This window comes from Mesorhizobium silamurunense, assembly GCF_014843825.1.
Taxonomy (GTDB): domain Bacteria; phylum Pseudomonadota; class Alphaproteobacteria; order Rhizobiales; family Rhizobiaceae; genus Mesorhizobium; species Mesorhizobium silamurunense.
Genome location: NZ_JHQR01000214.1, coordinates 1 through 17,538, shown reverse-complemented (window position 1 = coordinate 17,538; position 17,538 = coordinate 1). Strand labels below are relative to the sequence as shown.

The 17,538-nt window shown below is 64.4% G+C and carries 16 protein-coding genes and 1 pseudogene; 10 read left to right on the top strand and 7 right to left on the bottom strand.

Annotated elements, in window-relative coordinates:
* From DH10_RS23590 to DH10_RS23575, 4 genes and pseudogenes are all read right to left on the bottom strand, one after another.
* A pseudogene (locus DH10_RS23590) lies at positions 1-1,847 on the bottom strand (calcium-binding protein); the annotation flags it as partial.
* Complete coding sequence (locus DH10_RS23585) at positions 1,844-2,296, bottom strand: hypothetical protein (protein WP_192385400.1); 453 nt, start codon at positions 2,294-2,296, stop codon at positions 1,844-1,846. The pseudogene DH10_RS23590 and the gene DH10_RS23585, both read right to left, overlap by 4 nt.
* Before the next feature lie 197 nt (positions 2,297-2,493).
* Entirely contained in the window at positions 2,494-2,916 is a 423-nt protein-coding gene (locus tag DH10_RS23580; RefSeq protein WP_246506115.1) for an AraC family transcriptional regulator, read from the bottom strand.
* 559 nt (positions 2,917-3,475) lie between these two features.
* A complete protein-coding gene (locus tag DH10_RS23575; protein ID WP_192248908.1) occupies positions 3,476-4,999 on the bottom strand; it encodes a helicase HerA-like C-terminal domain-containing protein in 1,524 nt (507 codons plus the stop codon).
* 74 nt (positions 5,000-5,073) lie between these two features.
* On the opposite strand from DH10_RS23575, the gene DH10_RS23570 reads away from it, so the two are divergent.
* From DH10_RS23570 to DH10_RS23555, 4 genes are read left to right on the top strand one after another with little or no spacing between them, the layout of a single operon-like run.
* Complete coding sequence (locus DH10_RS23570) at positions 5,074-5,214, top strand: hypothetical protein (RefSeq protein WP_192248905.1); 141 nt, start codon at positions 5,074-5,076, stop codon at positions 5,212-5,214.
* Positions 5,215-5,257: 43 nt separating this feature from the next.
* Complete coding sequence (locus tag DH10_RS23565; RefSeq protein WP_192248902.1) at positions 5,258-6,700, top strand: methylmalonyl-CoA mutase family protein; 1,443 nt, start codon at positions 5,258-5,260, stop codon at positions 6,698-6,700.
* The gene (gene scpA, locus DH10_RS23560) at positions 6,697-8,820 is read left to right on the top strand and encodes a methylmalonyl-CoA mutase (RefSeq protein WP_192248899.1); all 2,124 of its coding nucleotides are present in this window, start codon (positions 6,697-6,699) and stop codon (positions 8,818-8,820) included. Before DH10_RS23565 ends, scpA begins: the two co-directional genes overlap by 4 nt.
* Positions 8,821-8,847: 27 nt before the next feature.
* Positions 8,848-9,105 carry an AbrB/MazE/SpoVT family DNA-binding domain-containing protein gene (locus DH10_RS23555; protein ID WP_210325109.1) on the top strand — a complete coding sequence of 86 codons (258 nt, stop codon included), beginning with the start codon at positions 8,848-8,850 and terminating at the stop codon, positions 9,103-9,105.
* A gap of 395 nt (positions 9,106-9,500) precedes the next feature.
* On the opposite strand, the gene greA is transcribed toward DH10_RS23555, so the two are convergent.
* A complete protein-coding gene (gene greA, locus DH10_RS23550; RefSeq protein ID WP_192248896.1) occupies positions 9,501-9,983 on the bottom strand; it encodes a transcription elongation factor GreA in 483 nt (160 codons plus the stop codon).
* A 104-nt stretch (positions 9,984-10,087) separates the two neighbouring features.
* Here greA and DH10_RS23545 point away from each other — a divergent pair, with 104 nt between their 5' ends.
* From DH10_RS23545 to DH10_RS23535, 3 genes are all read left to right on the top strand, one after another.
* Positions 10,088-11,464: a TIGR03808 family TAT-translocated repetitive protein gene (locus tag DH10_RS23545; protein WP_192248893.1), complete on the top strand. Its 1,377-nt coding sequence runs from the start codon at positions 10,088-10,090 to the stop codon at positions 11,462-11,464.
* A 186-nt stretch (positions 11,465-11,650) separates the two neighbouring features.
* Complete coding sequence (locus DH10_RS23540) at positions 11,651-11,932, top strand: type II toxin-antitoxin system TacA family antitoxin (protein WP_192385399.1); 282 nt, start codon at positions 11,651-11,653, stop codon at positions 11,930-11,932.
* Complete coding sequence (locus DH10_RS23535) at positions 11,932-12,417, top strand: GNAT family N-acetyltransferase (RefSeq protein ID WP_192248887.1); 486 nt, start codon at positions 11,932-11,934, stop codon at positions 12,415-12,417. The genes DH10_RS23540 and DH10_RS23535 overlap by 1 nt, the downstream gene beginning before the upstream one ends.
* Before the next feature lie 49 nt (positions 12,418-12,466).
* On the opposite strand, the gene DH10_RS23530 is transcribed toward DH10_RS23535, so the two are convergent.
* Both DH10_RS23530 and DH10_RS23525 read right to left on the bottom strand, forming a co-directional pair.
* Entirely contained in the window at positions 12,467-13,471 is a 1,005-nt protein-coding gene (locus DH10_RS23530) for an asparaginase (RefSeq protein WP_192248884.1), read from the bottom strand.
* Positions 13,472-13,499: 28 nt separating this feature from the next.
* On the bottom strand, positions 13,500-14,666 hold the full coding sequence (locus DH10_RS23525; protein WP_192248881.1) for an acetyl-CoA acetyltransferase: 1,167 nt from the start codon (positions 14,664-14,666) through the stop codon (positions 13,500-13,502).
* A gap of 190 nt (positions 14,667-14,856) precedes the next feature.
* On the opposite strand from DH10_RS23525, the gene betI reads away from it, so the two are divergent.
* From betI to DH10_RS23510, 3 genes are all read left to right on the top strand, one after another.
* Positions 14,857-15,447: a choline-binding transcriptional repressor BetI gene (betI, locus tag DH10_RS23520; RefSeq protein ID WP_192248878.1), complete on the top strand. Its 591-nt coding sequence runs from the start codon at positions 14,857-14,859 to the stop codon at positions 15,445-15,447.
* Positions 15,444-16,973 carry a choline-sulfatase gene (gene betC, locus DH10_RS23515; protein ID WP_192248874.1) on the top strand — a complete coding sequence of 510 codons (1,530 nt, stop codon included), beginning with the start codon at positions 15,444-15,446 and terminating at the stop codon, positions 16,971-16,973. Before betI ends, betC begins: the two co-directional genes overlap by 4 nt.
* Positions 16,970-17,538 (top strand): pyridoxal-phosphate dependent enzyme (locus DH10_RS23510; RefSeq protein WP_192385398.1); only part of this gene is annotated, 569 nt, incomplete at its 3' end. The genes betC and DH10_RS23510, both read left to right, overlap by 4 nt.

The following is a 17,538-nucleotide window of genomic DNA, read 5'->3' as shown; positions in this document are numbered from 1 at the left end:
GCGTAGCTCGGATCGCCGATGGCCACCGCGCCGTCGCCATAGGCGGTGTTGCCGGCGCCGATGGCCACGGCCTTGCCGCCATCGGTAGTCGCGCCCGTGCCGATGGCGACGGAGTCGGCGGAGAGCGCAGCCGACTGTAGACCGACCGCGACGGCGTTGGCTGCCGTCGCCTGGCTCTCGCGTCCCATCGCAAGGGCGTCGTCCGCAGATGCCGTCACATCCGTGCCGATGCCGATGGCGTTGGCTCCACTGGCGCTCGTTGCAAAAGTGCTCGAGCCGACATAGACGGAGTTTATCCCGGACGCCCTCGTCCCAGCGCCGAGAGAGATGGAGTTCAGGGCGCTGCTTTGGGCGCCGCGGCCGAGCGCGGTGCTGTTGAATCCGGTGGCGCGGGATTCACGTCCGACGGCAGTGGAATTGTCGGCGCTGGCTACGGTGCCGATGCCGAGAGCGGTGCTGGAGCTCCCGCCGGCGTTGGCGCTGACACCGGCAGCGAGGGAATTGTCTCCTGCCGCACTCGCCCCAGACCCGAACGAGGAGGCGTTTGCGCCGCTGGCAACGGCCGTGTTGCCAACCGCCGTGCTGGCTGAGCCACTCGCCTTTGAGGTGGTGCCCATGGCGATGGCGCTTTGCGCACTCGCATTGGCGGACCTGCCGACCGCGGTGCTGTCTACACCACCCGCCGTGGCGCCCAGTCCAAACGCGCTTGCGTTCGCGGCAGTCGCCGCGGCGTTGTTGCCGACGGCAGTGGTGGAGACGTCGGTGGCTTGGGCTCCCGAGCCCGCCGCGAGCGAGCCTACCCCGCTCGACGTGGCCGAATTGCCCAGGGCCAGCGCGAAATTGCCCGAAGCCGTGGCGACGTTGCCAAGCGCTGCCGAGTTTGTGCCGGATGCATTCGCCTGGGGACCAACCGCGATGGTATTGGTCGCCGTGGCTTGGCTCTGCAAACCAAACGCCATGCTGGTGGCGCCGGTCGCCTTGCTTGCGCGCCCAATCGCCATGGCGTCAGCCTGAGACGCCGTCACGTCGGTGCCGATGCCGATGGCGCTCTGGGCCAACGCTCCCGTTCCTGCGGCGGTGCGCGCGCCGAGATAGACGGCGTTTACCGCGGTTGCGGTCGACTGGAAGCCGATAGCGATGGCATTTTGGCTGTTTGCAATGGTGTTGGTACCTTGGGCAACGGTGTCCAGTCCCGACGAGACTGCCTGGCTCCCGATCGCGATGGCGCGCGTCCCGGTGGCCTGGGACCCCCAGCCTCCGGCGAACGACGTGCCGCCGCTGGCCAGCGAACTGACGCCGACGGCGGTGGAGTTGCCTCCCGAAGCAACGGCGAAGGTGCCCAAGGCGCTGGCGCCGGCGTTGGTGGCACTGGCGTTGACGCCGATCGCTACTGTATTGACGTTGTTCGAGATCGTGCCGGAGCCCAGCGCCACCGCGCCGCCGGGGCCCGTGGCCGATGCGGTCCGGCCGATGGCGACCGAGTATTGCGCCGTCGATTGAGCCTGGAAGCCGAGCGCTATGGCCCAGTTAAGGCTGGCGGTTGAGCCATTTCCGATCGCCACGGTCTCGGGAGCGGTCGCCGACCCGCCGCCGGCGGCATATTGCGCCAGCGCCGGCGTGGCGATGCCGCCCAATGCGAACGTAGCCAGCGCCGCTGTCAGCACCTTGCAGAGACCGAGCGTTCCGAGCCCCAGGCCTCTGCGGCGCATGCCGAGCACGCGATACGCCTTGCGCAGCGCCGCCATCAGGCGACGACGGAGCGAGCGGGTCTCGGCGGCGCCGGAAACCCAGTTTCCAGTGAAGCTGCCCGATCGGCGCCGGATGGTTCGTCCTTGCCTGACGTTCATTGCGAGAATGCCTCCTTTGGTGGGTCGCGCTCGATGGCGACAGGTTCCGCCGACCCTCCCGCCGAAGCGTTTCTGCTCGAAAATGGAATGACGTCTGCGCCGCGCGCCAGCAGCGCATGGCCCTGTTTTTCACCGATCGCCTCGACGCGATCGAGCGTGTTTTCGAGCCAGGCGTCACCCTCCTCGGGCACGGCCGTGAGCGCAGTCGCGACCCGCTCCTTGGGAATCAGCCGCTCGAGATAGGTGCGCACGGCCGCCAGATGGACGGCTGGCTCGTCGCCGGCGTGAACCGCGGCGGTGAGGCCATAGAGGTAATGGGCGAGCAGGAGATCCTGCTTGGCGAGCGGCACGCCGCTTCCGTAATGTTTCTCAAGCGTCCTGGATGCCGACTCCAGCCAGTAGCCGATCTCCTCGGAAAGGCTTCGACCGATGGCCGTATCGTCGCGCATATGCCCCCGCAGCCAGCTGAGAATCCCAATACCGGATTTGCTGCAGAAAGACAGCTTTTCGGGGTCTCGTATTCCAACAAATTGCTGTTCATCCGAAAACATCCAGCGGATCGTCTGGAGGTTAACGCAAAATTACTTTAGATATACCTTCTATAAGCCGGCCCGTAAAATAACGCTATCGCTAAATTAGTGTTCTCTTACTTATTCGCCTGGCCGCGAAGCCGCCTCTCCCGCACCTGCAAGGGCGTAACGTGGCGATATTTCTTCATCGTGGTGGTGAAGTGGCTCTGGCTCGAGAACCCGCTCAAATCGGCGATGTCCGTGATCGACAGGCGCCTGTCGGCGAGCAGCTCTTCGGCAAAATCCAGGCGGAGAACGAGGACATACTGATGCGGCGAGGCGCCGAACGTCTTCGAGAAAGCGCGGACGAAATGGTAGGGTGACAGCTCGCATACGGCCGCCATTTCCGCGAGCGAAAGCTTTCGCGAAAAGTTCTCGTTCAGGAACTTCAGGATCTGACGGGTGGCGCGCATCGAAAGCCCGCCTTTGGCGTTCAGCAGCGGACGTCTCTCCGCCGGGATCTCCAAGAACCAGGCTGGCAGATCGTGGTCACGCGACAATTCGGACTCCTGACGCCCAACACCCGCGGCCCTGGCCCAACCTTAGACGGTGCTTTCGGTTCCCCAGCCACAATAATTCGTGATCGCATGCGGTGTCGGTTATCGAGTTTGCCCCCCGGCTTCTGCACGTCAAAGGCCATGATTTGGCACGCTCGGTATTTCATGAAATTGCGGTTCCGCAGGGAAAAAGTTCCCTCGCGAAAAGTTTAGATGATGCTGACGTTCAGCGATCGTCGCGGGGTAAGATTTGGTCGTCAAAGAGTAACAACGGGTGACACAAATATGCGCCCCGTCGCAGCAAGGCGCGACGTTTCCCCGCTGGGAGTTCCGCGCCGGCAGCGCGCTCGATTCGCGGAACGAAGTGGTTGAACGGCCGAGGCGGTCATGAACGCTCTTGATGGCAACCGCGCCGGTCCGACCCGGCCAGGTTGGGGCGGTCGGCCGTCGCGGGGCGCTGCTAGAGCATTTCACCGTTTCACGGAAACGGCGAAACGCTCTATCTCTTTGTTCTGGCGCAATTCCTGACGGAAAACCGTGTCACACTTTTCCTGGAATTGCCCTAGCGCCCCCTCGACAGGCTGCCAAGGATGCCGCGCACGATGGCGCGGCCGACGGAGGAGCCGACCGAACGCACCACCGATTTGATGGCGGCTTCGGCGACAGTCTGGCGGTTGGAAGACCGCCGGTTGCCCGTTCCCAAGACATCGTCGAAGCCAGGAATGGTCCAGCGCGAGCCGCCGCTGTTTTCCTGCTTTGCCTGCGCCACGGCGTCCTGCGCTTCCTTCGCCTTCTTCTGCAGGATCTCGAAGGCCGATTCGCGGTCGACGACCTGGTCGTACTGGCCGGCGACCGGGCTCTCGGCCATGATCTTGCTGCGCTCGGCCGGCGTGATCGGCCCGAGCCGCGACGACGGCGGGCGGATCAGCGTGCGCTGGACCATGGCGGGCACACCCTTGTCCTCCAGCATCGAGACCAGGGCTTCGCCGGTGGCGAGCTGGGTAATCGCGGTGGCGCAGTCGAAGTCGGGGTTGGGCCGGAAGGTCTCGGCGGCGGTGCGCACCGCCTGCTGCTCGCGCGGCGTATAGGCGCGCAGCGCGTGCTGGATGCGGTTGCCGAGCTGAGCCAGCACCTTTTCCGGAATGTCGAGCGGGTTCTGGGTGACGAAAAAGACGCCGACGCCCTTGGATCGGATCAGCCGCACCACCTGCTCGACGCGGTCGATCAGCACCTTCGGCGCGTCCTCGAACAACAGATGCGCCTCGTCGAAGAAGAAGACCAGCTTCGGCTGGTCGAGATCGCCGACCTCGGGCAGTTCCTCGAACAGCTCCGACATCAGCCAGAGCAGGAAGGTGGCGTAGAGCCTGGGGTTCATCATCAGCTTGTCGGCGGCCAGAACGCTGACCGCGCCGCGGCCGTCACGCGTGGTGCGCATGAGATCGGCTATGCGCAGCGCCGGCTCGCCGAAGAAGTTCGCGGCACCCTGCTGTTCCAGCACCAGGAGAGTGCGCTGGATGGCGCCGACGGAAGGCTTGGTGACATTGCCGTAGCGGGCGCTGAGCTCGTCGGCACGCTCGGCGATGTTGGCGAGCAGCGCCTGCAAGTCCTTGAGGTCGAGCAGCAGCAGACCCTCCTTGTCGGCGATGCGGAAGGCGATGTTCATGACGCCTTCCTGCGCTTCGGTGAGGTTCATCAGCCGCGACAACAGAAGCGGCCCCATTTCCGAGATGGTGGCGCGGATCGGGTGGCCCTGCTCGCCGAACAGGTCCCAGAAGATGACCGGGAATTCCTGTAATTGGTAAGGATCGAGCTTCACCTGCTCGGCACGCTTGACCAGGAAGTCCTTCGCCTCGCCCATCATGGCGATGCCGGAAAGGTCGCCCTTGATGTCGGCACAGACGACCGGGACGCCAGCGTTGGAAAAGCCCTCGGCCAGGACCTGCAGGCTGACCGTCTTGCCGGTGCCGGTGGCGCCGGTGATCAGCCCGTGGCGGTTGCCGTAGCGCAGCAGCAGCTCCTCGGCGCGCTGATAGGAATCGTCAGGCTTGCGGCTGGCGCCGATGAAGATGCTGGTGTCGTCGGCCATGTCCAGTCTCCGCAATCCGTTCCGTCAAAGCCCGAGCCTCGTTCGAGGTATAGTAACGCTATGGGCGAGCGGCAATGGCCGACATCGAAATTGACGCCGCAACCGAAATTGAGCTTTCGAAGCTTGCGGATTTTGCGCATGTTTGGCAATCGGCTAGCGGCCAGCAAGGCGGCCGCGACGGATGCCGCATTGTGATATCCGGCGCAGCGCCCTAGATTGGCTTGACCGGCTGATGCGAACGGGAAAATGAGGAGTGCGATGGGCGCCGGCGCCTTGACCAGGGATGTCGACCTTCCGAACCCGGATGCCAAGCGCTGGCTGGCGCTGGCGGAAAAGGCGCTTGCCGGCGGCTCGTTCGAGGAGAAGCTCGTTTCGCACACCGACGACGGCATCCGAATCCAGCCGCTCAGCGAACGCTCGGCCAGCGCCGAGCCGCTGGTGCGCACCAATCCGAAATCGCCCTGGATCGTCAGCCAGCGCGTCGACGATCCGGACATCGCCCGCGCCAGCGCCCAGGCGCTGGAGGACATCGCTGAGGGCGCGACCGGCCTGTCGCTGGTCTTCGAGGGCGCGCCGAACGCTTTTGGCTACGGCCTGCCCAGAACGGCGGAGGCGCTGGAAACGGTGCTCGACGGCGTACCGCTTAATCGCATGCAGGTGCGTATCGATGCGCATCCGTGGAGCCGCGCCGTGGCCGACTGGCTGCTCGCCTTCCTGACGCGGCGCCGCTCCGATCCGACGAAGCTCAACCTTTCCTTCGGCATCGACCCGGCAGCGATCTTCGCCGGCACCGGGCGGCTGCGCACCTCGATCGAGGCGCTGCAGGAATCGATGCCGCAGTCGCTGGCGCATTTCTTCTCGATGGGCGTGCCGGGCGCGCTGCTCGAAGCCGACGGCCGAGTCTTCCACAATGCCGGTGCCACCGAAGCGCAGGAACTCGGCACGATGATGGCGTCAGCCGTCTCCTATCTCAGGATGTTCGAGAAGGCGCGTCAGCCGCTGGTCTATGCCGCGCCCTATATCGGCTTTGCCCTCAGCGTCGACCAGGACCAGTTCCTGTCGATGGCCAAGGTGCGGGCGTTGCGCACGCTCTGGGCGCGGATCCAGGAAGCCTGCTCGATCCCGGCCTCGACGGCAAACGTCCACGCCGAGACCTCCTATCGCATGATGGCGATGGCAGACCCGGAAACCAACATCCTGCGCACCGCGGTTGCCGCTTTCGCCGCGGCGACCGGCGGCGCCGATTCCGTCTCGATCCTGCCGCATACCATTGCGCATGGATTGCCCGCCGGTTTTGCTCGCCGCGTCGCCCGCAATGCGCAGTTGATCATGGCGCATGAGAGCCATCTCCATCACGTGGCCGATCCGGCAAGCGGCTCGGGCGCCGTCGAGGCTTTGACCGACGAGCTTTGCGCCGCGGCCTGGGAAGAATTCCAGCGCATCGAGGCCGAGGGCGGCGTGCTCAACAGCCTGCAGCAGGGCTATATCCAGAACCGCGTGCAGACGGCCGCCGCGAAGCGGAATGCCGCCTATCGGGCCGGTGAACGCGGCATTATCGGGACGACGCTTTTCCGCGCCGGCAGCGAGCGCCCGGTCGAGACATTGACGGCCGAACGCCGGCCCGCGCTGACAGAGGGCGTGGCGGTATGCGAGCCGCTGTTTCCAGTGCGCATCGATCAGTCGATCGGAGCCGGATCATGATCCCGGATTTCAGCCAGATCGGCTGGTCGGCGCCGCGCCGCGCACCGGTCGAGCTCAAAGGCCAGCGGATGACGCCGGAAGGCATCGCCGTAAAACACCTTTACGGCCAGGGCGATCTCAAGGGGCTCGCCAATCTCGATACCTATCCCGGCCTGCCGCCCTTCGTGCGCGGCCCCTACCCGACCATGTATGTCCAGCAGCCCTGGACGATCCGGCAATATGCCGGCTTCTCGACGGCCGAGGAATCCAACGCCTTCTATCGGCGCAACCTCGCCGCCGGACAGAAGGGCCTTTCGGTCGCCTTCGACCTCGCCACCCATCGCGGCTATGACAGCGACCATCCGCGCGTCGCCGGCGATGTCGGCATGGCGGGCGTGGCGATCGATTCCATCCTCGACATGCGGCAACTGTTCGACGGCATCCCGCTCAATGAGATGACGGTGTCGATGACGATGAACGGCGCGGTGCTGCCGATCATGGCTTTATACATCGTGGCGGCAGAGGAACAGGGCGTCGAGCAAAAGGATCTGGCGGGAACCATTCAGAACGACATCCTGAAGGAGTTCATGGTCCGCAACACCTACATTTATCCGCCAAAACCATCGATGCGGATCGTGTCGGACATCTTTGCCTACACCTCGCGGCACATGCCGAAGTTCAACTCGATCTCGATCTCCGGCTACCACATGCAGGAGGCCGGCGCGACCGCCGACCTCGAGCTCGCCTACACGATCGCCGACGGCATTGAATACGCACGCGCTGGCGTCGCCGCCAGACTCGACATCGACCGTTTCGCGCCGCGCCTTTCCTTCTTCTGGGCGATCGGCATGAACTTCTTCATGGAGGTCGCCAAGCTCCGGGCGGCAAGGCTGCTCTGGTCGAGCCTGATGCAGAAGAATTTCGCGCCGAAGGACGAGCGCTCGCTGTCGCTGCGCACCCATTGCCAGACGTCCGGCTGGTCGCTGACGGCGCAGGACCCCTACAACAACATCACCCGGACGATGATCGAGGCGATGGCGGCGACGCAGGGGCATACGCAGTCGCTGCACACCAATTCCTTCGACGAAGCGATGGCGCTGCCGACCGACCATTCGGCGCGCATCGCCCGCAACACGCAGCTCATCCTGCAGAAAGAATCCGGCACCACGCGAATGATCGATCCGTGGGGCGGCTCGGCCTATGTCGAGCGGCTGACGCATGACCTGGCGGCCCGCGCGCTCGCCCATATCGAGGAGGTCGAAAGCCTCGGCGGCATGGCGGCGGCGATCGAGAAAGGCATTCCCAAGCTGCGCATCGAGGAAGCAGCCGCGCGCACCCAGGCGCGCATCGATTCCGGCGAGCAGGTGCTGGTCGGCGTCAACGCGCATCGCCCGGAAGCCGATATCGAAGTCGATGTGCTGAAGATCGACAATGCCGAGGTGAAAGCCCGGCAATTGGCGAAGCTGCAGAGGCTGAAAGGCACGCGCGACGTCGCGGCGCTGGAGGACTCGCTGGCCGCCCTCACCCGCGCTGCCGAGAGCGGCGAGAACCTGCTGGAATTCGCGATCCGCGCCGCGCGCGCCAACGCCACCGTGGGCGAGATCTCGCTGGCGCTGGAGAAGGTGTTCGGCCGCCATGCGGCCGCCGTCCAGACCATCTCCGGGGTCTATCGCGACGCGCTCGGCGACAATCCGACGGTCGACCGGCTCAAGGACAAGATCGAGGCGTTCGAGAAGAAGACGGGCGGCAAGCCGCGCATCCTGGTCGCCAAGATGGGCCAGGACGGGCATGACCGCGGCCAGAAGGTGATCGCCAGCGCCTTCGCCGACCTCGGCTTCGACGTCACCGTCGGGCCGATGTTCCTGACGCCGGACGAGATCGCAAAGTTGGCGGTGCAACACGGCGTCGACATCATCGGCGCGTCATCGCTCGCCGCCGGGCACCTGACGCTGATCCCCGAGCTCAAGGACGCTCTGAAGAAACTCGGCCATGGCGACATGCTGATCGTCGCCGGCGGTGTCATCCCGCCGCAGGACTATGACGCGGTGCTGAAGGCTGGAGCGGCGGAAATCTTCCCGCCGGGAACCGTCATCCCACAGGCGGCGGACCGGCTGATGGATCGGTTGTTGGCGGCTGACTGAACATTGCACTACGGATAAGGTTGTATTATGGCAATTACTGCAACCAATGGTAAGCCATCCGTGAAAACGAACATTCACAAGCTCGATGACGGATCAGGAGCCGTGATCGTGCCACGGGAAATGCTGGACAGCTTGAATCTTCAGGTGGGCGATCAGCTTCAGATCATCGAAACTGACGGCGGCATCATTGTGAGGCCGGCGCATGACAACTTCAAGCGGCAGATGAGAGCCGCTCGCGATGTCATGGACAAATACTCGGTCGGATTGCAGAAGCTGGCAAAGTAGACGCTACCGCCTAATTCGTCGACACAGGGATTTTGAAAGGTTGCAGACCTGTCGGCAGGCAAGATTTTCACCGTTCGTTTCCGTGAAATCAGCGAACGCTGGAGATTAGCTGAAGCTTCCCCAACCTCGTCATCCCAGGGCGAGGCAGGAGCTCAGCTCCGTCGCGGAGACCCTGGGATCCATGCCGTAACCTTGACCGAAGGGTGCAGCGGAGCAGAATTCTGCATCGCAGCAGCGCTCTGAAGTCACGGCATGGATCCTTGGGTCTACGCGGTACGCTTCGCTTCCCGCTCCGCCCAAGGATGGCGACGGGTTGGGCGTTTCGGCCAATCTCCAAGGCATGCGACCTGCCAACGCAAGCATAGCCGACCGGTCAAAATTTCTGTGCTAGGGAACTAGTTCTCGGCCTTGTCCGAGAGCTTGGCAATTTCCCATTCCTTGCCGTTGACCTTGACGACCTCGCCGACCTTCTTGCCGAACAACGCCACAGCCATTGGTGAGACGTGGGAAATGCTTCCTTTCGAAGGGTTGGCCTCGTCCTCGCCGACAATCCGCCAATGCACCTTCTTGCCGTCGTCGCCTTCCAGCGTGACGCCCATGCCGAAGCGGACCACGTCGCTGCCCGGCTCCGGCACGGAAAGCTCGGCGCTCTCGCGCCGGGCGGTCCAATAGCGCAGGTCGCGCGACACCACCGCAAGGCGCTCGCGGTCGCCGCGCCTTTCGGCTTTGGCCATCAAATCGCGGAGATCCGCGAGATTCTCCTCGATCATCGCCAGCCCCCGCTCCGTCACCAGATTGCGGTGCGAACTGATCGGCCGTTCGCCGACGCCGGCGATGGCATTTTCGCTGTCTTCTTCGCGCGTGAAAGCTCTGCTCATGCAATGAACTTAGGCCCGGCGCGACAACTGCACAAGCGATTTGCCTGGGAACCAGCCTGGCACGAATCCTGCGACAGATCAGGCAAACGCCAGGACCTGTGCCGATGTTGAACAGACGAACGCTGCTTGCCCAGACCGCCGGCCTCGCTGCCGTCGGTCTCTTTGCCGGCAAGGCGTCGGCGAAGATGCTGCCCGGCATCGAGAAGACCGCGATGCGCGGCTCGATCAATGCCATCGAGATCGGCGTGCAGCCTGGCGCGCTGGACGACCAGAGCAAGACCTTCGCCAAGATGCTCGCTGAAGCCAGCGACCGCGACGCGCCGATATTCCTGCCGCCCGGCACCTATCTCGTCTCCAACCTGAAGCTGCCCGCGCGCGTGCGCCTGTCGGGCGTGCCCGGCGCGACCCGCATCGTCTATGGCGGCAACGGCCACCTGATGATGGCCGAACAGGCCGAGCATATCGAGCTCAGCGGGCTGGTGCTCGACGGCAGCAACCGCTGGCTGGCCGACTATACGCAAGGGCTGCTCGATCTGCGCCGCGTCGCCCATCTCGCCATCGACAATTGCCAGGTGACGGGCAGCGGCAAGAACGGACTGGCGCTCGAGCATGTCGCCGGCCGCGTCGGCCGCTCCGACATTTCCGGTGCTGCGGACGCCGGCATCTACTCGGTCGAGGCCGGCGGGCTGGAGATTTCGGGCAATACCGTGTCCGACTGCGCCAATGGCGGCATCCTGGTGCATCGCTGGCAACAGGCGGAGGATGGCACCATCGTCAGCGGCAACCGCGTGCAGCGTATCGGCGCGAGGAGCGGCGGCACCGGCCAGAACGGCAACGGCATCAACGCCTTCCGGGCCGGCAATGTCATCGTCTCCGGCAACATCGTCTCGGACTGCGCCTTCTCGGCGATCCGCGCCAACAGCTCCAGCAATCTGCAGATCACCGGCAACACCTGCTCGCGCTCGGGCGAAACGGGGATCTATTCCGAGTTCTCCTTCGAAGGCGCGATCCTCAGCAACAATCTCGTCGACGGCGCTGCCAACGGCATCTCGATAGTCAACTTCAACGAGGGCGGCCGCATGGCAGTGTGCTCGAACAATATCGTGCGCAACCTCTCGACCACTGGCCCCTACACCGCCGATCCGCCGGGTTTCGGCGTCGGCATCAGCGCCGAGGCCGACACCACCGTCTCCGGCAATGTGGTCGAGAACGCGCCGCTCTACGGCATGCTGCTTGGCTGGGGGCCCTATCTGCGCAATGTGGTGGCGACGGGGAACATCATCCGCAAGGCGGGCACGGGCATCGTCGTCAGCGTCGTCGAAGGCTCCGGCACTGCCGTCATCTCCGACAATGTCATCGACGGCGCACCGAACGGCGCCATCATCGGCCAGCGCTGGGCCGACCCGGTGACCAGCGATCTCGCCCGGTCAAGCGATACGGGTTATGCGCATCTGACCGTCGAGCGCAACAAGGTGAGCTAGGCCACAGGCACGATAATGTGCGCCTGGATCTTTGGCGGCAACCTCGTCTGTCAGCAATTACGGATTCGGCGTAGTCGGTTGCGGATGCCAATCCTTCTCGCCTCCTAGCCGTAAATTGGCAGCCTCGACTTAGATACACATTGTGTATGCAAATATGCTATATCGATGACGGAAGGATTCATTGCCATGGCACCGAAAAACCAGGACACCCACGCCAAGCCCGTCAATCTGCGCATCCGTGAGGATGTCCGCATCCTGATCGATCGCGCCGCGAAGATACGCGGGAAGACCCGCTCCGACTTCATGATCGACGCCGCTTACCGTGCAGCCGAAGACACGCTGCTCGACCAGACGCTCGTCAAGGTCGATGCCGAAAGCTATCAGCATTATCTCGATATCCTCGATCGGCCACCGAGCGGCGAAGGATTTTCCCGCCTGATGAATGCGCCCAAGCCTTGGCGGGACTGATGCTATCGGCACCAGCCCTTCTTGCCGATAGTCACGAACTCGACCTTTTTCAAAGCGGAACCGACAGCCTGGATCAATGGCTTCGACGGCGGGCGCGCGCCAATCAAGTCAGCGGAGCGTCCAGAACTTATGTGATTGCAGAAAGCGCGCGCGTTGTCGGTTATTATTGCCTTTCATCAGGCGGACTTGACCTGGCGGACGCGCCCGGTTCGATCCGACGCAATATGCCCGATCCTGTGCCCATGGCTGTACTTGGCCGTTTGGGTGTCGATCTAAGCTGGCAGAGAAAGGGTCTGGGCGTCGCTCTTTTGCAGGACGCGGTGCTGCGGACCGGTCAAGCGGCAGCCATCCTCGGCATTCGCGGTCTCTTGGTTCATGCCATATCGGACGAAGCCAAAGCGTTTTATGAGCACTACGGCTTCCAGGCTTCCCCCAAAAATCCGATGACTTTGGTGTTGTCGCTGAAGATGGCTCAGAAGGGATAACTGTCCGCCGGGGAGGCCGCTACAGCATATGCGTGTCGCATTGTCCGCGCTAGGTCAGAACCGACGTCGGCCGCAGCGAGCCGACCTTGGCGCCGATGCGGCTTTCGACCGGCGGACGGGCGAGTCCGGTGAGCTTTGCCGCGAGCGCTTCGTCGCTGCGCAGCAGTTTTGCGAGCACCGCCGCGATCATCACCTCCCCCCCTCTGCCGGCGCCGTCGTCGCATTTCAAAGCGATGCCGAGGCCAAGTTCGGGCAGTGCCGCGCAATAGACGCCTTCGGCCCCGGTCTTGACGAAGATGCGGCCCGGCGCGGCCTGCATCAGCGCGAGATCCGCCTTGCCGGTGCCGGCCACCAGGAACGGCTCGGCCATGCAGGCCGAGAGCAGCCGCTTCGCCGCCTTGGCGCGTTCGGGCGCAAAGCCCCTGCCCGTCGCCATACGCGCAAAGCCCAGCGCAAAACTCTTCAACGGCACGGCATAGGTGGGGATCGAGCAGCCGTCGGTGCCGCAGTGGTCGACGTCATGAGCGGCGCCGGTCACCGATTCCATGGCGTCGCGCACCATCTCTTGCAGCGCATGGCCGGCCTTGACGTAGCCGCCATGGGCGATGCCGGAATGCACGCAGGTGCACAGGAAACCGGCATGCTTGCCGGAGCAGTTGTTGTGCAGCGCATTCGGCGCGCCACCGGCACGAGCCAGCGCAATCGTCGCACCGTGGCTCGACGGCCAGTGCGCGCCGCATTCGAGCGCTGTTTTATCGAGACCGGCCTTGGCGAGCATCGCGGTGGCCAGTTCGACGTGGGCCGGTTCACCTGAGTGCGAAGCGCAGGCCAGTGCGAGTTCGCGGTCGCCGAAGCCATAAGCGTCAGCCGCGCCGCTTTCGACCAGCGGCAGCGCCTGGATCGCCTTCACGGCCGAGCGCGGAAACACCGGGCGTTCCGTGTCGCCGATCTCCCAGACGGACTTGCCGTCGGCATCGAAAACAGAGACCGCGCCGCGATGGGCGCTTTCGACCATCGCGCCGCGCGTGACCTCGACCAGAACCGGATTTGCCATGTTTTCTCCCGCGGAATGCGGGCTGCTTCTAGCGAATCCTGTCGAGGATGGAAACGTAATTGGCGACGGCAGCACCGCCCATGTTGAAGATGCCGCCGAGTTTTGCACCCGGCACCTGGATGCCGCCGGCCTCGCCGGTAAGCTGCATGGCTGTCAGCACATGCATCGACACGCCGGTGGCGCCGATCGGGTGGCCCTTCGCCTTCAGCCCGCCGGAGGGATTGACCGGCAGGCGGCCGTCCTTGGCCGTTACGCCCTCCATCGCGAGCTTCGCGCCCTCGCCGGGCTTGGCCAGCCCCATCGCCTCGTATTCGATGAGCTCGGCAATGGTGAAGCAGTCATGCGTCTCGACGAAGGAGAGATCGTCGAGCGTGACGCCGGCCTTCTTCAGCGCCTGCTCCCAGGCCCGCTCGCAGCCTTCGAAGGAAAGGATGTCGCGCTTCGACATCGGCAGGAAATCCTGGACATGCTCGTTGGCGCGGAAGGTGACGGCGCGACGCATCTTGAGCGCGGTCGCTGTATCGGTGAGCACGAGCGCCGCCGCGCCGTCCGAGACCAGCGAGCAGTCGGTGCGCTTCAGCGGACCGGCGACGAAGGGGTTCTTCTCGCTTTCCTGGCGGCAGAATTCGTAGCCGAAGTCCTTGCGCATCTGCGCATAAGGATTGTCGACACCGTTCTTGTGGTTCTTGGCGGCGATCATGGCAAGCGCGTCCGACTGGTCGCCATAGCGCTGGAAATAGGCCTGGGCGATCTTGCCGAAGACGCCGGCGAAGCCGGCCGGCGTGTCGCCATCCTCGGGCAGATAGGAGGCCTTGAGCAGGTTCTTGCCGATCTCCGGGCCGGGCGTGGTCGTCATCTGCTCGGCGCCGACCACCAGCACGATGCGGGCGGCGCTGGCATCGATGGCGCGGATGCCTTGTCTCACCGCGGCCGAGCCGGTGGCGCAGGCATTCTCGACCCGCGTCGCCGGCTTGAAGCGCAGCCGGTCGTCGGCCTGCAGCACCAGGCTCGCGGTGAAATCCTGCGGCGAAAAGCCCGCATTGAAATGGCCGAGCACGATCTCGTCGACATCGTCCGGACCGATGCCGGCATGGTCGAGCGCGTCCACGGCGACCTTGGTGATCAGGCCCTCCAGCGTCTCGCCCTCGAGCTTGCCGAAGCGCGAATGCGCCCAGCCGACGATGCATGCGGTCATGGCAGCCTCCATTTGCCGCGCAGCCTAGCACGATCCAGCCGCGGCACGTGATTCAATATTGTTCAATAGTGAACTTTTTTCCAGTCTTTACGATGGGCCAGAGCGACACGATCGGTTGATCCCAGTGTCGATTTTTTTATTGATTGATCCGTCAATAAAAAATAATCTCGCCGGAAACCGGATCCCCCAAATGCCGAAAATCGGAATGGAACCGCTGCGCCGCAAGGCGCTCATCGACGCGACGATCTCGGCGATCGGCGAGCGCGGTTCGCTGGACGTGACGATGTCGGAGATCGCCGGGCGCGCCGGCGTGTCGTCGGCGCTGGCGCATCATTATTTCGGCGCCAAGGACGAGCTGCTGTTCGCGACGATGCGGCACATCCTTGCCGAACTCAACACCGACACAAGGCGCGCGCTGCGCCTTGCAACGACCCCGCGCCAGCGCGTCTCGGCCGTGGTCGCCGTCAGTTTCTCCGACGAGCAGTTCCAGGCCGAAATCATCGCCGCGTGGCTCGCCTTCTATGTCGAGGCGCAGCAGTCTTCCGCCCTGCGGCGGCTGCTGCGCGTCTATGCAAAGCGGCTCAATTCCAACCTCATGAGCGGGCTGACCGGCATCCTGCCGAAGGCCGAAGCGGACCGCGTCGCCGAAGCGACGGCAGCGCTGATCGACGGGCTCTACATCCGGCGCGCGCTGAAGGACGGCGTGCCCAACGCGCAGACCGCGATCGCGCTCATCGAAGACTATCTCGAAACCAAGCTCAACGGACGGAGCCTGCCTTGACGACCCGACGGCCCAATTTCCTGATCGTCATGGTCGATCAGCTCAACGGCACGCTCTTCCCAAACGGCCCGGCGGATTTCCTGCACGTGCCGCATCTGAAGGCGCTGGCCGCCCGCTCGGCGCGCTTCGCCAACAACTACACGGCCTCGCCGCTCTGCGCGCCCGGCCGGGCCTCGTTCATGAGCGGCCAATTGCCGTCGCGCACCAGGGTCTACGACAACGCGGCCGAATTCGCCTCCTCGATCCCGACCTTCGCGCATCACCTGCGCAGCGCTGGCTATTATACCTGCCTCTCCGGCAAGATGCATTTCGTCGGACCGGACCAGTTGCACGGCTTCGAGGAGCGGCTGACCACCGACATCTATCCCGCCGATTTCGGCTGGACGCCGGACTACCGCAAGCCCGGCGAGCGCATCGACTGGTGGTACCACAATCTGGGTTCGGTCACCGGCGCAGGCGTCGCCGAGACCACGAACCAGATGGAATATGACGACGAGGTCACCTTCCTCGCCACGCAAAAGCTCTACCAGCTGTCGCGAGAGCAGGACGATGCGGACCGCCGGCCCTGGTGCCTTACCGTTTCGCTGTCCCACCCGCACGATCCCTATGTCGCGCGCAAGCAGTATTGGGATCTTTACGAGAACTGCCAGGCGCTCGATCCCGAAACGCCGTTCATCCCGCATGACGAGCAGGATACCCACTCGCAGCGGCTCTACCGCGCCAGCGATTATACGTCGTTCGAGATCACGCCCGAGCAGGTGCGCCGTTCCCGGCGCGGCTACTTCGCCAATATTTCCTATGTCGACGACAAGCTCGGCGAGCTTCTGGACGTTCTCAAGCGCACCCGCATGCTCGACGACACCACCATCCTGTTCTGCTCGGATCACGGCGACATGCTGGGCGAGCGCGGCCTGTGGTTCAAGATGAGTTTCTTCGAGGGTTCCGCGCGCGTGCCGCTGATGATCGCCGGCAAGGGCGTGCCGGCCGGCCTGATCGAGGCGCCGGTTTCCAATCTCGACGTGACGCCGACGCTCTGCGACCTCGCCGGCATCGACATTGCGGCAATCACGCCGTGGACCGACGGCCAGTCGCTCCTGCCCCTGCTTGGCGGCGAGGCACGCACCGCGCCGGTGCTGATGGAATATGCCGCCGAAGGCTCATATGCGCCGCTAGTCGCAATTCGCGACGGCAAATACAAGTTCGTTCATTGCGAGCTCGACGCACCGCAACTGTTCGATCTCGAAGCCGATCCGCTCGAACGCGACAACCTGGCCGACGATCCGGCGAACGCCACCCTGGTGGCCGCTTTCATGGACAAGGTCCGGGCGCGCTGGGATATGGCCGGCTTCGACGCCGCAGTCCGCGAAAGCCAGGCGCGCCGTTGGGTGGTCTACCCGGCGCTGCGCAACGGAGCCTACTACCCCTGGGACTTCCAGCCGCTGCAGAAGGCATCGGAACGTTACATGCGCAATCACATGAACCTCGACAATCTCGAGGAGAGCAAACGGTATCCGCGAGGCGAATGATGGCTGACATTCTCGTCCCTACCCTCGACCACCTGAAACAGGCCTATGCCGCAACCTCGACGGCGACGCAGGTGACGCCGCTGCTGGAGACGGCCGCCCTCGCCAGGGAGACGGGCGCGGCGCGCGTCTTCGTCAAGCCGGAGTCGCTGCAATGGGCGGGCTCCTTCAAGGTGCGCGGCGCCTATTGGCGACTGAAGCGGCTGTCGCCCGACGAAGCGAAGAAAGGCGTCGTCGCCTATTCCTCCGGCAATTTCGCGCAAGGGCTGGCGGCCGCCGGACAGGCGCTCGGCATTCCCGTCACCATCGTCATGCCGATCGACGCGCCCGCCGCCAAGCGCGATGCCACGGCCGGCTATGGCGCGCGGGTGGTGCTGACCGATCACGGCGATCGCGCCCGCGAGGAAGTGGCGGCCGCCAAGGCGCGCGAGATCGCCGAGACCGAGTACCTCACCTTGCTGCATCCCTTCGACGATCCCGAGATCGTCGCCGGCCAGGCCGGCGCCGGGCTGGAAGCGCTCGACCAGCTGGCGGCGAAGAAGGCTCACGCCGATCTCGTGTTCTGCTC

Bases quoted from the DNA above. Each gene is read 5' to 3' on its own strand.
- DH10_RS23585 (WP_192385400.1), bottom strand. From the start codon at position 2,296: ATGCGCGACGATACGGCCATCGGTCGAAGCCTTTCCGAGGAGATCGGC.
- DH10_RS23575 (WP_192248908.1), bottom strand. From the start codon at position 4,999: ATGGCCGACGACACCAGCATCTTCATCGGCGCCAGCCGCAAGCCTGAC.
- DH10_RS23570 (WP_192248905.1), top strand. From the start codon at position 5,074: ATGGCCGACATCGAAATTGACGCCGCAACCGAAATTGAGCTTTCGAAG.
- DH10_RS23565 (WP_192248902.1), top strand. From the start codon at position 5,258: ATGGGCGCCGGCGCCTTGACCAGGGATGTCGACCTTCCGAACCCGGAT.
- scpA (WP_192248899.1), top strand. From the start codon at position 6,697: ATGATCCCGGATTTCAGCCAGATCGGCTGGTCGGCGCCGCGCCGCGCA.
- DH10_RS23555 (WP_210325109.1), top strand. From the start codon at position 8,848: ATGGCAATTACTGCAACCAATGGTAAGCCATCCGTGAAAACGAACATT.
- greA (WP_192248896.1), bottom strand. From the start codon at position 9,983: ATGAGCAGAGCTTTCACGCGCGAAGAAGACAGCGAAAATGCCATCGCC.
- DH10_RS23545 (WP_192248893.1), top strand. From the start codon at position 10,088: ATGTTGAACAGACGAACGCTGCTTGCCCAGACCGCCGGCCTCGCTGCC.
- DH10_RS23540 (WP_192385399.1), top strand. From the start codon at position 11,651: ATGGCACCGAAAAACCAGGACACCCACGCCAAGCCCGTCAATCTGCGC.
- DH10_RS23535 (WP_192248887.1), top strand. From the start codon at position 11,932: ATGCTATCGGCACCAGCCCTTCTTGCCGATAGTCACGAACTCGACCTT.
- DH10_RS23530 (WP_192248884.1), bottom strand. From the start codon at position 13,471: ATGGCAAATCCGGTTCTGGTCGAGGTCACGCGCGGCGCGATGGTCGAA.
- DH10_RS23525 (WP_192248881.1), bottom strand. From the start codon at position 14,666: ATGACCGCATGCATCGTCGGCTGGGCGCATTCGCGCTTCGGCAAGCTC.
- betI (WP_192248878.1), top strand. From the start codon at position 14,857: ATGCCGAAAATCGGAATGGAACCGCTGCGCCGCAAGGCGCTCATCGAC.